Here is an 11911-nt window from a genome sequence, read left to right as displayed (position 1 = left end):
TCGGTCACGGGGATCCCATTCTCGGCCTGCTTCAAAATTCCCAAAATCTGGCTGTCAGAAAATCTGGACGCTTTCATGTAAAATCTCCGTTCGGGTCAGTATCGGAAATTCTACCCATAAACGCTACTTCTTTTTGGGAGGATTACCCACCCACTACTACGGCGAACGCAAAGGCTGCGCCGACGTTTCCTTTGAGCTGTGGCCCGGCGAGGTGGTAGCCATTGTGGGCGAGTCCGGCTCCGGCAAAAGTACCCTGTTGAGCCTCATTTCGGGCAGGCTGCCCCTGACCTCAGGCACGGTTGTGTACCGTGACGCCCTGGGGCATGCGCGCAACATGGGTTCCATGTCCGAAGGCGAGCGCCGCAGACTGCTGCGCACTGAATGGGGCTTTGTGCACCAGAACCCGCGCGACGGCTTGCGCATGCGCGTCAGCGCGGGCGGCAACATCGGCGAACGCCTGATGGCCTGCGGTGCGCGCCGTTATGGCGACATCCGTGAAGCCGGGCGCGGCTGGCTGCGCCGGGTGGAAATTCCCGAAGAGCGCCTGGATGACCGGCCTACGGCCTATTCCGGCGGCATGCAGCAGCGCCTGCAGATAGCCCGCAACCTTGTGTCGTCGCCCCGGCTGGTCTTTATGGACGAACCCACTGGCGGGCTGGACGTTTCCGTACAGGCCCGGCTGCTGGATTTGCTGCGCCACCTTGTGCGCGATCTGGGCCTGGCCGTGGTGCTGGTAACGCACGACCTGGCCGTGGCCCGCCTTCTGGCCGACAGGCTGCTGGTCATGCGCAGCGGCAACGTGGTGGAGGAAGGTCTTGCCGACCAAGTGCTTGACGACCCCCACCACCCCTACACGCAACTGCTTGTTTCTTCCATTCTGCAAGGATAGCCCGCCATGCATCAGACTCCGTTCCCTGCGCCCGCAGTATCCGCTACACCCGCCACGGATTCCAAACCGGATTCCGCCACGGGGCAAGTGATGCTTACGGTGCGCGAACTCGCCAAAAATTTCACCCTGCATGCCCAGGGCGGCGTGCACATCGCGGCTTTCAGCGGTCTGAATCTTGAAGCGTACGCGGGCCGCTGCCTTGTGCTGCACGGCCCTTCCGGAGCGGGTAAATCCACCCTGATGCGCTGCCTGTACGCCAATTACAAAGCCTGCTCAGGCAGTATTCTTGTACGCCACCGCAACGGCTTTGTGGACATGGTCACTGCCCGGCCCCGCGCCGTGCTTGATGTGCGGCGTGAAACCATGGGGTATGTGAGCCAGTTTTTGCGGGTCATCCCCCGCGTGAGCACGCTGGACATTGTGGCAGGGCAGTGTACGGCCCACGGCGAAGAGCGCAGCGCCGCGCGGGAAAAAGCCGCCGTGCTGCTGGACCGCCTGCATATTCCGCAACGCCTCTGGAACCTTGCTCCGGCCACGTTTTCAGGCGGCGAACAGCAACGCGTCAACATTGCGCGCGGTTTTATCCGGCACAGCCCCGTGTTGCTGCTGGACGAACCTACCGCTTCGCTGGACGCGGCCAACAAACGCACGGTGGTCACCCTGATCGCCGAGGCCAAGGCGCGCGGCAGCGCCGTTATCGGTATTTTTCATGACGACGAAGTACGCGAAGCCGTGGCTGACGCCGTTTTTCATCTGCAACCAGGAAGAAATCATGCCTCGTGAATATTGTATCGCCAACGCCCGCATGGTCACGGCCGACGCCGTTATTGAAGGGCACCTTTGCGTGCGCGATGGACGCATCCATGCCTTGGAAGCGGGCGCGCCGCCCATAAGCCGCGGGGTTGCCGTGGAGGACTGGGGGGGCGACTACCTGTTGCCTGGTCTTGTGGAACTGCATACGGACAATCTTGAAAAACATCTCATGCCCCGACCCAAGGTTATCTGGCCTTCGGCTCGCGCTGCCTTTCTGGCTCACGACGCGCAGATGGCGGCGGCCGGCATAACCACGGTGTACGACTCGGTATGCATTGGCGAAACCCAGGACAAAGGCCGCTACCTCATGCTGCGCATGGCTGTGGACGCCTTTACCGCCTGTACTTCGGGCAATCCCGCAGACACGGGCGTGCGGACAGAACACCGCCTGCATCTGCGCTGCGAACTTAATGACCCTAATATGTGGAGCATGTTCGAGCCCCTGTCGGCCACACCGGGGCTGGGGCTCATCTCGCTGATGGACCATACGCCCGGCCAGCGGCAATGGCGCAATACCGATGCCTACCGCACCTATTACAGCACCATACGCTCCTGGACGGAAGAGGAGTTCGCCAGCAATGTGGCCGAACTGCAGGAGCGCCAAAGAACATACACCCCGCTGCACACCGGCATGGTCACTGAATTCTGCACGGCGCACGGCGTACCCATGGCCAGCCATGACGACACCACCGTGGAAGACGTGAACCTGGCCCTGGGGCACGGCATCGTCATCAGCGAATTTCCCACCACCATAGAAGCCGCGCGACACGCACGCAATAACGGCATGACGGTACTTATGGGTTCGCCCAACGTGGTGCGCGGCAAATCTCATTCCGGCAACATCAGCGCTCTGGACGTGGCCCGCGAAGGGCTCCTGAGCGGACTTTCGTCCGACTATGTACCCATGAGTCTGCTGCACGGCGCTTTTGTCCTGCAGCGCGAGGCCGGGCTTTCCCTGCCCGACGCCGTGAGCATGGTCACGCGCCGTCCGGCCCAGGCCGTGGCCCTGACGGACAGGGGCGAACTGCGTCCCGGGCTCAGGGCCGACCTTGTACGCGTGGCCCTGCACGATGATCTGCCGGTAGCGCGCGAAGTCTACGTGCGGGGCAAAAAGGTGTTCTAATGGCGCAGTATCCCGGCCTGCTGGTCTATGTGGTGGGGCCTTCCGGCGTCGGCAAGGACAGCCTGCTGGCATTTGCCCGCGGCTGCCTGACGCACCGCACCGGGCAGGGGGACATCTGCTTTGTACGCCGTCACATCACTCGCCCCGCAGAAGCGGGGGGGGAGGACCACATAAGCCTGAGCGCAGAGGAATTTTCCCTCTGCGCGGAGCGCGGCGACTTTGTCCTGGATTGGGAAAGCCACGGCCTGCGCTACGGCATACACCGGCAGGTGCTTGACCTGCTGGAGCAGGGGCATGTGGCTGTGGTCAACGGCTCGCGTGGATATGCCCCGGAAGCCGCCCGTCGCATCAGCCCTCTGCTGGTGGTGGAAATAACCGCGCGGCGCGACATTTTGCGCCGCAGGCTTGAGCAGCGCGGCAGGGAGCAAAGGGAGGAGGTTGAAGAACGTCTGGCCCGGGCCGCAATACCGCTGCCGCATCTGCCCCACCATGTGCTGGTAGACAATTCCGGCGACCTTGAAACGGCTGGACGCATTTTTACGGAGATTATCAACCATGCCCGTCATTTTGCAACGTAAGGAGGCTTTCATGATCAACATAGAAAATCTCACCAGAACGTTCGGCAACAGTCGCGCGCTGGACAATGTCTGCCTGTCGGTGGCCGAAGGGGAAATGGTGGCTCTTATTGGCGCTTCCGGTTCCGGCAAGTCCACCCTGCTGCGCCACATTGCGGGCCTCACCGAGGCGGACAAAAACAGCGGCAGTGTGCATGTGCTCGGCAGCGTCATGCAGCGAGAAGGGCGCCTGGCCCGCCATGTGCGCCACCTGCGCACGAACATTGGCATGATATTTCAACAGTTCAACTTGGTGGACCGGTTGCCGGTACACACCAATGTCATGTTGGGCGCGCTGGGCAGGATACCTCTGTGGCGCTCTCTGCTGGGCCTGTTCCCGCATCAGGTGCGCGTAGATGCTCTCACGGCCCTTGGCCGCGTGGGCATTGCAGAAAAGGCCTTTCAACGCGCCTCAACGCTTTCGGGCGGGCAGCAGCAGCGGGCGGCCATTGCCCGCGCCATGGTGCAGAAAGCCAGGGTGCTGCTGGCCGACGAACCCATTGCTTCTCTTGATCCTGAGTCATCCCGAAAAGTTATGGAGCTATTGGCCGAGGTAAACCAGCAGGACGGCATCACTGTGGTGGTAACCCTGCACCAGGTGGACTTTGCCATTCGCTACTGCCGACGCACCGTGGCCCTCAAAGAGGGCTGCATCGTGTATGACGGGCCTTCCGATAGGCTTACCCCGGCCTTTTTGCGTGAAATTTACGGCGCCTCCAGCGAAGAGTTATTCGCACGCGCCACTGGCGGGGATGAAGAGCCGGCCCTTGAGCCGCGTCTTTCTCTGCGCCAAGCCTGCAATGCCGCATAACCAAAGTGTAATTAAGGAGATTATAGCATGAAACTGTTGCGACTGCTTACCCTTGCCCTCGTTTTGGCCGCTGCAGGCCTGCCCGCGCTATCGGCCCGGGCCGCTGAACCGAACGTGCTGAACTTCGGCATCATCAGCACCGAATCTTCCCAAAATCTGCGCACGCTCTGGGAGCCCTTCCTGAAACGTATGGAGCAGGAAACTGGGTTCAAGGTGCGAGCTTTTTTTGCCCCTGATTATGCGGGCATTGTTACCGGCATGCAGTATGGCAAGGTGCAACTGGCATGGTACGGCAACAAATCGGCCATTGAAGCCGTAGACCGCGCCGACGGCGAAATTTTCGCCCAAACGATGGATCAGGCGGGCATCGGCGGTTACTATTCACATTTGATCGTGAACAAAGATTCTCCTTACAATTCCGTGGATGACATCCTGAAAAACGCCAAGAACATCACGTTCAGCAACGGCGACCCCAATTCCACCTCTGGTTTTGTCATTCCCGGCTACTACGTGTTCGCCAAAAACAACATAGAACCTAAAACGGCCTTCAAGCGTACCCTGAATGCCAATCATGAAACCAACGCCCTGGCCGTGGCCAACAAGCAAGTGGATCTGGCAACCAATAACAGCGAAAGCCTTGAACGTCTGCGCACCACCCACCCTGAAAAGGCCGGACTTATCAAGATCATCTGGACTTCGCCCCTGATCCCCGGCGACCCGCTGGTGTGGCGCAAAGACCTGCCCAAAGAAACCAAGGATAAAATCGCCAAGTTTTTTTTCAACTTCGGCGTCACCGGCCCGCATAAAGCTGCAGATCTGAAAATTCTGGCCAACCTCGGCCTGGCCCCTTTCAAACCCGCCAATAATGACCACTCCATCCCCATTCGCCAGGTGGAATTGTTCAAGACGCGCGTCAAGATTGAAGGCGACGGAAGGCTCAGCGCTGCGGAAAAGAAAGCCCAATTGGCAAAAGTGGACGAAGCCCTTGCTACGTTGAATGCTCGCGCCGAAGCCATCAAAAAAGGTTCATAACGCCCCACCTACGCCAAAGGCAGCGCGCCCCGGCCGCAGTGGGCTACCCCATGTTGCGGCCGGGTCTGCGCCTTTCAGCTAGAGCAGTTAGCGAATGAAATGAGCTAACTGCTCTGCAAGGATTTTCTTGAAAATCCTTGCCACAAAATGCGAGAAGGCAGGCTTTTGCCTGCCGTAAGCGAGCATTTCAAGTGTTGCATGCTCTAAAAGGATATTTCATGACAGCATCCGCACAACACACGCCGGTCAACCGACCCTGGTTTTCGCTGCTGGGTTGGGGCATCTGCCTTTCCCTGCTGGTCTGGTCGTGGGGAGGGGCAGAAATGAACCCCGCGGCCCTGTTCACTGACGCCCGAAACATGGGCTCGTTCGCGTGCGAATTTTTTCCCCCCGATTTTTCCGATTGGCGACTTTATATCAAGGAAATGGTGGTCACCATCCAGGTGGCCCTTTGGGGCACGGCCCTGGCGGTGATCTTTGCCGTGCCCCTGGGCATTCTCAGCTCGGACAACCTCGTGCCCTGGTGGGTTTACCAGCCCGTGCGACGGATTATGGACGCCTGCAGGGCCATCAACGAAATGGTTTTTGCCATGCTTTTTGTGGTTGCCGTAGGTCTTGGCCCCTTTGCGGGCGTGATGGCGCTTTTTGTGCATACCACGGGCATTCTTGCCAAACTTTTTTCCGAGGCTGTAGAAGCCATTGACCCCCAGCCGGTGGAAGGCATGCGCGCCACTGGGGCGTTGGCTATTGAAGAAATTCTGTACGGCGTCATCCCCCAGGTGCTGCCCCTGTGGATATCCTTCTCGCTCTACCGGCTGGAATCCAACATCCGGTCGGCCACCGTAGTAGGTATGGTGGGGGCTGGCGGCATTGGCGTGGTACTGTGGGAGATGATCCGCGGGTTCTATTTTCCCCAGACATCGGCCGTCATGCTTGTCATTATTGCGGTAGTGGTGGTTTTTGACATGATTTCCCAATTCATTCGCAAGCGCTTTGTATAATATGCAATACCGTTATGCCGTTTATTACGTCCCTGAGGAACACAGCCCACTTTACTCCGCGGGTTCCGCCCTGCTGGGCTACGACGCGCTCAGGGGACAGAACGTGCCTGCCCCCTCGTTGCCCCTGCCACGCGATCTGCCGCACAACCTGTCGTGGGATGCCCTTGTGGCGGAACCCATGCGCTATGGCCTGCACGCCACGGTAGTGGCTCCCTTTTTTCCGCTGTGCGACAAAGAAGATGCGCTCACCGACACCCTGAGCCTCTTCTGTAAACGCCTGGCGGCTGTGCTCACTCCTCTGCGGGTAGTGGAGCACCGGGGTTTTCTGGCGCTTATGCCGGATGCGGCCACTGCGGCAGGGCGCAGAGCCCAGACGGCCTTGCGCCATATGGCGGGTGAAGCCACACGCGTGTTCGCACCGCTGCGCAGGCCGGCGCCCGAAGCTGAACTCCTACGCAGAGCTAAAGGGTTGACCGGGCGGCAACTCTCCCTCCTTCGCACCTGGGGATACCCATATCTCTTTGAAGAATATGACTTTCATATCACCCTCACCGGGCCGTCAACGGCTTCGCCAGCCCTTTGCGCAGTGGTGGCCGCCTACCTTGCCGACGCCATAGCCCAGCCACAGAGCGTGGCGCACCTGTGCCTGTGCCGCCAGCCTGTGGATGCGTGTCATGAACCGGGAAAACCCTGTACCGGGCGGTTCAGGGTTCTGGAATCCTTTCCTCTGAACAGCGCGGGTGTGCAACAATGAGCCTAGAGCAGTTTACGAATGAAATGAGCTAACTGCTCTGCAAGGATTTTCTTGAAAATCCTTGCCACGAAATGCGAGAAGGCAGGCTTTTGCCTGCCGTAAGCGAGCATTTCAAGTGTTAAATACTCTAGGGCACGGGGCAGTGCTGCTGCCAGGGGTACGCGTGGGCAACGGCGCGGCCATCGGCGCGGGCAGCATCGTCACCAAGGACGTACCCGCCTGGCACATTGTGGTGGGCAACCCTGCCCACGAGCTGCGTCCGCGTTTTGCCGACCCGGCCGTGGCCCTGGGGCTGGAACGCCTGGCATGGTGGAACTGGCCCGAAGAAACCCTGCGGGCGCGCTGGAAACTGTTTCAACTGCCGGCGGAAGATTTTTTATGTAAAGCCCAGGAACTGGCCGAAGGCTGAAAAACACGCAAGCGCTGTTGCAGCCTTTGTGGGAGGAAGGACGCAGGTAGAAATACCTGCGTCCTTTTTTCGTTTGGGAAAAAGGGGTTGCGCCAAGAAAGGAGCGGACGCCTTTTCCGGACCGCGCTGCCCCTTTCTTTGAGATAGCCCAAGCAACCCCGGCGAAGCCCATAGCTTCGCGTCAAAGTTTTTTTGCTCTCCGTGAAAGGCGCTACCCCAGGCACGCGGTTTTCAGCTGTCCGCAGGCGGCCTTAATGTCCTGCCCCTTACTTTTGCGGACAATGGCGGTGACGTGGCGATCCCAGAGGCAGCGTTCAAAGGCCAGGACACGTTCCGGGCTGGGCGCCACGTAGGGGGATCCTTCGGTGGGGTTGTAAACAATGAGGTTGAGCTTGGCTTTAAGATCGGCCAGCAGGCGCGCCAGCTGGCGGGCGTGTTCCAGCCCGTCGTTGACGCCGCCCAGGAGCAAATATTCAAAGGTAATGCGCTCGCGGGTTTTGAGCGGGTAAGATTTGAGGGCCGCCAGCAGATCCGGCAGGGGCCAGCGGGCCGCCTTGGGCATGAGACGGGCGCGCAGTTCCTGATTGGGGGCGTGCAGGGAAACGGCCAGAAAGGCCAGGCCGCTTTCGCCCAGCTGGCGCAGGCCTTTTTCCAGGCCGCAGGTGGACACGGTGATGCGGCGGGGGGAGAAGTTGAGCCCCTTGTCGTGGTTGAGGCTCTGGAGGGCGCGCAGCACCTCGGTCAGGTTGCCGAGGGGTTCGCCCATGCCCATAAAGACCAAGTTGCGCAGCACGGGCCAGTCCGGACGGGTATCGCCCAGGTGCTGACGCGCCACCAGAATCTGACCAAGAATTTCGCCCATGGTCATGTTGCGTTCCAGGCCCATGCGGCCCGTGGCGCAGAAGGTGCAGCCCATGGCGCAGCCCACCTGACAGGAAAGGCACTGGGTCCAGCGGCGCACGCCCTCGCGGGAATCGGAGGGGATGAGCACGGTTTCCACCTGCGCGCCGTCGGCCAGACGCAGCAAAAACTTGGTGGTGCCGTCGGCGCTCTGCTCCACGGCGTCCACCGTGGGCCAGGTGATGACGGCGGCGGCGGCCAGACGTTCCCGGCAAGCCTTGGAAACGTCGGTCATGGCATCGAAGCTGCGGGCCATTTTCTGCCACAGCCACTGCCAGATCTGCACGGCGCGGAAGCGGGGTTCACCCAGCTCCGTGGTCATCCAGGCTTCCAGTTCGGGCAGGGTCAGGTTGAGGATGTCGCGCATGAAGGGGCTTACCCCACAGCCTTACGGGCGTAGTCGCGCACAAAACCCACGGCCGAGTCCACGTCCGTCACCTCGCCGGCGATCTGGGCCTGGAGCAGGGCGTCGCGGATGACGCCCACCAGCGGGCCAGGGGCCAGCTTGGTTTCGTTCATGATTTCGTTGCCGTTGAGCAGGGGTTCCAGCATCTGTTCCGGGGTTTCGGCCCGGTCCAGGTACTTCATATTGTGGTTGAAAGAGGTGGGGATGCCGTCGCGGGCCTTGAGGTCCGCCCTGGCCATGGCGATGAGTCGGGGATATTCGTCCAGGGCCTTGAAACGGCGGATGCCCCTGTCCGTCATCATGAAGTGGAAGCGCATATGATGGCGCACCAGGTGGCAGAGCAGGTCGATGTCTTCTTGGGCAAAGTGCAGGCGGCGCAGGATCTTACGGGTAACCTTGGCCCCCACGCGGTGGTGCTGGTAGTAGGTCCACTGGCCGTCGAAAAATTCGCCGGTGTAGAGCTTGCCCACATCGTGAAAAAGCATGGCCATGGTGCCCAGCCAGTCGTAGTGGAAGTCTTCTTCGGGATAGTGGCGCATGCAGGCCAGGGTGTGCTCAAAGACGTTTTCCGTATCCCCTTCCTTGTTGCGCATCTGGGTGAGACAGGAAAGGGCGGCCACCTCAGGGATCAGGCCCTGAAGGATGTGGGCGTCATACAGCAGCCGCACGAAGCGATACATGGATTCGGCCGCCACCTTGCGCCATTCGTCCATGATGTCCGTGGCGGGCACATAGTCCAGCACGCGGGCGGAGGCCCGCACAATGGCCAGCCAGGTATTGGGCTCAATGGGCAGGTCAAAGTTGGCCGCAAAGCGCAGGGCGCGCACGGCCAGCAGGTAATCGTGACGCAGCGTTTCGTCCGGCAGGCCCGTAAGGCGGATGGCCCCGCCCTTGAGGTCGGCAAAGCCTTCGTAGGCGTCGCCCGTGCGTTCCGGGCTGCCAAAGCCCGTAAGCCGCAGGTCGAGTTTTTCCTCCTGGCTCATGCGGTCGATCATGGTGGGGGTAACGCGCAGCAGGGAAAGCTCCGGGTGCCCGGCGGCGGCCACCTCCAGCGGATAAAAACGGTAGGTGACGCCGTCCTGCTCCATGACGGCCAGGGCGCGCTTTTCCCGTTCGGGCACGGCCGCGGGGAAGAGGCGCACCAACGTATCCAGATCCGGTTCACAGGCGATATCCACGGCCGGGACCCCACCCTGGCGCAGCAAATGCTCCTGCAGGGGGGCGTTGATCACATGCGCGTCATAGCCGTTGCGCAAAAAGGTTTTGCAAATGGTTATGGCGTCTTTGAGGGCTTGGTGCATGGAAATCTCCTTGCGAAAATGGAAACGTGCGTCCCCTACTATGCCCGCCGCAGGGCGTGAACGTCAAGCTGGACGCGCCCTTGCCGGGGCGCGTCCGTGTCTTTGGCATACGCATGCGGGGGGGGCGCCGCTCCGCCCGGCCCCTGCCGGCACTACAGCGAAGGCATGCCCAGCAGCATCCTGGCTGAAACCACCACCTGCATAATGACCTGCGAAATGTCCTTGACGGCCTGCATGCTTTTGGATTCCACCTTGGGCAGGATCATGATCTGGTCGCCGGGGCGGATATCGTCGTCGTCCTGGGTCACGGCTCCGTTCTGGTGCAGCACCAGCACCTTGTCGTGGTCGGCCCGGTTGGTGTAGCCGCCGGCGCCCTTAATGTAGTCCGCAGCGTCTTTCTTTTTGTTCCAGAGCAGGGCCTGGGGCATCATGACCTCGCCGCTCACCAGCACCACGTCGCTCTTGGTGGGGATGACAATGACGTCCCCGTCTTCCAGCGTGAGGTCGGCCTTGTCCGGCCCGCCGTCCAGCACCACCACGCCTTCGGGTTCCACGGCCTTGGCGCGCTCTACAAATTTGGAGACCATTTCGGCCTCCTTGGCGCGGATCTGCGCTTCCTCCGCACTGCCCGAAGAGGCGGTGAGGGCCGTTTCCTCCAGGCGGCGCAGGGAGTCGGCAATGGCTTTTTTCTGCCGGGCGGCCACACTTTTGCGTTTGATGTACATGGCCGCCAGGTTGGCCCGGCCCGGCTCCACGGCAATAAAGTTCTTCACCTCGGCCAGCCGCGCCCCTTGCCGCACGGGAAAGCGCGAAGCCCCGCGCACGGCCCCCTGCACTTCTACCATAATGGTGTTGCCGGGCGCGTCGGCAATAAACTGCACCTGATCGCCGTCTTCCAGCTTCAGGCTGCGCAGTTCGCGAATGGGCAGATACGTGCTGTAGGGCGCGCCGTTGCGCGTGCCGGAAAGCGCCACATGCGAGGCGCTGCCCAAAGGTTCGGCCAGATCCATGAGGGCCGCGCCCGTGGCCTTGCCCTTGGGAAATTCAAACAGCGCCGCGTTGCGTACGGCCCCCACGGCCGCCACGCTGGGGCCTTTGTCGCCCACCACCAGCGTGTCGCCCTCCTGCACGCGCACGGCCGGCAGCACGCCCTTGCGGGCAAAAGGGTAGAGATCAAGGGTAGCCACGGTCACGTTGTTGCGGATCAAGCGGATATCGCGGTAACTGCCGCGCACTGGGTCCAGACCGCCAGCCTTGTCCAGAAAGCTCAGCAGCGGGTCGCCGGGCGTGCCCGTGTAACGGCCGGGTCGCTGCACGCCGCCGGTAACAAACACGGCCACGGGCCGGGCGTCCAGAGGTGCGGCGTAGATCTGCACGTCCCCGTGGCCGGCGGCGGCCAGCTTGCTGCGCAACGCTTCGGCCAGTTTGTCGTAGCCCAGACCGGCCACAGGGATGGCCCCCACCTGGGGCACGTCCAGATGCCCGTCGTCAGCCACGGCCAGGGTCTGATCCACACGGACGTCGCCGCCCCAGAGCCGCAGAACCACCCGGTCGCCGGGCATGATGACGGACGTATCCTTGGCGTCCTTGGCCTGGGAGAAATGCCCCTGAAACAGATTGGCGGCATAGGGCTGCGGCGCACTGGCCGCCAGGGCGGGACCGGCCGGAGCGGCAACACCCCACAAAGCCAGCAGAAGGACGGAAATAATTGTGTGGAACATGATGGTTACAATGCAATAATTACGGGCTTGCATGGCCCCCAGAGGTGCCGGGCACGACGCCGCGAAAACCGCGCGGCAACCGCTTGCCGCGCGTCTGATTCATAAACTTCTTCGCCAAATTTTGCCAGGGGGAAAAG

Annotated in this window: 12 protein-coding genes; 9 read left to right on the top strand and 3 right to left on the bottom strand. The window is 61.4% G+C overall.

From position 1 onward, the window contains the following. The first annotated feature begins 133 nt into the window (after window positions 1-133). The 9 genes from phnK to EB812_RS04665 all read left to right on the top strand — a co-directional run bounded on the left by phnK (window position 134) and on the right by EB812_RS04665 (window position 7446). Window positions 134-889: a phosphonate C-P lyase system protein PhnK gene (phnK, locus tag EB812_RS04705; RefSeq protein WP_130957880.1), complete on the top strand. Its 756-nt coding sequence runs from the start codon at window positions 134-136 to the stop codon at window positions 887-889. 90 nt (window positions 890-979) lie between these two features. Then, window positions 980-1672, top strand: a complete 693-nt coding sequence (gene phnL / locus EB812_RS04700) for a phosphonate C-P lyase system protein PhnL (protein ID WP_118229909.1) — start codon at window positions 980-982, stop codon at window positions 1670-1672. After that, complete coding sequence (locus tag EB812_RS04695) at window positions 1662-2825, top strand: alpha-D-ribose 1-methylphosphonate 5-triphosphate diphosphatase (RefSeq protein ID WP_118229908.1); 1164 nt, start codon at window positions 1662-1664, stop codon at window positions 2823-2825. The genes phnL and EB812_RS04695 overlap by 11 nt, the downstream gene beginning before the upstream one ends. Then, window positions 2825-3403: a phosphonate metabolism protein/1,5-bisphosphokinase (PRPP-forming) PhnN gene (gene phnN, locus EB812_RS04690; protein ID WP_130957879.1), complete on the top strand. Its 579-nt coding sequence runs from the start codon at window positions 2825-2827 to the stop codon at window positions 3401-3403. Before EB812_RS04695 ends, phnN begins: the two co-directional genes overlap by 1 nt. Before the next feature lie 10 nt (window positions 3404-3413). Then, entirely contained in the window at window positions 3414-4250 is an 837-nt protein-coding gene (gene phnC, locus EB812_RS04685; protein WP_118229906.1) for a phosphonate ABC transporter ATP-binding protein, read from the top strand. Between the two features lie 27 nt (window positions 4251-4277). Then, window positions 4278-5282, top strand: coding sequence for a phosphonate ABC transporter substrate-binding protein (phnD, locus tag EB812_RS04680; RefSeq protein ID WP_118229905.1), 1005 nt, complete (start codon window positions 4278-4280; stop codon window positions 5280-5282). A gap of 218 nt (window positions 5283-5500) precedes the next feature. Beyond that, complete coding sequence (gene phnE, locus EB812_RS04675) at window positions 5501-6283, top strand: phosphonate ABC transporter, permease protein PhnE (protein WP_118229904.1); 783 nt, start codon at window positions 5501-5503, stop codon at window positions 6281-6283. A 1-nt stretch (window position 6284) separates the two neighbouring features. After that, window positions 6285-7037: a DUF1045 domain-containing protein gene (locus EB812_RS04670; protein ID WP_130957878.1), complete on the top strand. Its 753-nt coding sequence runs from the start codon at window positions 6285-6287 to the stop codon at window positions 7035-7037. Between the two features lie 115 nt (window positions 7038-7152). After that, window positions 7153-7446 (top strand): LbetaH domain-containing protein, encoded by a 294-nt coding sequence (locus EB812_RS04665; protein WP_207287315.1) that lies wholly within the window; start codon window positions 7153-7155, stop codon window positions 7444-7446. Between the two features lie 211 nt (window positions 7447-7657). Here EB812_RS04665 and rlmN read toward each other — a convergent pair whose 3' ends face one another. The 3 genes from rlmN to EB812_RS04650 all read right to left on the bottom strand — a co-directional run bounded on the left by rlmN (window position 7658) and on the right by EB812_RS04650 (window position 11807). Beyond that, window positions 7658-8713 (bottom strand): dual-specificity RNA methyltransferase RlmN, encoded by a 1056-nt coding sequence (rlmN, locus tag EB812_RS04660; RefSeq protein WP_118229901.1) that lies wholly within the window; start codon window positions 8711-8713, stop codon window positions 7658-7660. A gap of 8 nt (window positions 8714-8721) precedes the next feature. Next, complete coding sequence (locus EB812_RS04655; RefSeq protein ID WP_118229900.1) at window positions 8722-10053, bottom strand: HD domain-containing protein; 1332 nt, start codon at window positions 10051-10053, stop codon at window positions 8722-8724. 152 nt (window positions 10054-10205) lie between these two features. After that, entirely contained in the window at window positions 10206-11807 is a 1602-nt protein-coding gene (locus tag EB812_RS04650; RefSeq protein WP_242621194.1) for a polysaccharide biosynthesis/export family protein, read from the bottom strand. Window positions 11808-11911: the final 104 nt, after the last annotated feature.

The organism is Desulfovibrio legallii, assembly GCF_004309735.1.
GTDB lineage: Bacteria > Desulfobacterota > Desulfovibrionia > Desulfovibrionales > Desulfovibrionaceae > Desulfovibrio > Desulfovibrio legallii.
Note: the sequence above shows the minus strand (reverse complement) of the source record. Positions and strands in the feature narration are given on the sequence as shown.

Bases quoted from the DNA above. Each gene is read 5' to 3' on its own strand.
- EB812_RS04655 (WP_118229900.1), bottom strand. From the start codon at position 10,053: ATGCACCAAGCCCTCAAAGACGCCATAACCATTTGCAAAACCTTTTTG.
- phnL (WP_118229909.1), top strand. From the start codon at position 980: ATGCTTACGGTGCGCGAACTCGCCAAAAATTTCACCCTGCATGCCCAG.
- rlmN (WP_118229901.1), bottom strand. From the start codon at position 8,713: ATGCGCGACATCCTCAACCTGACCCTGCCCGAACTGGAAGCCTGGATG.
- phnE (WP_118229904.1), top strand. From the start codon at position 5,501: ATGACAGCATCCGCACAACACACGCCGGTCAACCGACCCTGGTTTTCG.
- EB812_RS04695 (WP_118229908.1), top strand. From the start codon at position 1,662: ATGCCTCGTGAATATTGTATCGCCAACGCCCGCATGGTCACGGCCGAC.
- phnN (WP_130957879.1), top strand. From the start codon at position 2,825: ATGGCGCAGTATCCCGGCCTGCTGGTCTATGTGGTGGGGCCTTCCGGC.
- phnC (WP_118229906.1), top strand. From the start codon at position 3,414: ATGATCAACATAGAAAATCTCACCAGAACGTTCGGCAACAGTCGCGCG.
- EB812_RS04650 (WP_242621194.1), bottom strand. From the start codon at position 11,807: ATGCAAGCCCGTAATTATTGCATTGTAACCATCATGTTCCACACAATT.
- EB812_RS04670 (WP_130957878.1), top strand. From the start codon at position 6,285: ATGCAATACCGTTATGCCGTTTATTACGTCCCTGAGGAACACAGCCCA.
- phnD (WP_118229905.1), top strand. From the start codon at position 4,278: ATGAAACTGTTGCGACTGCTTACCCTTGCCCTCGTTTTGGCCGCTGCA.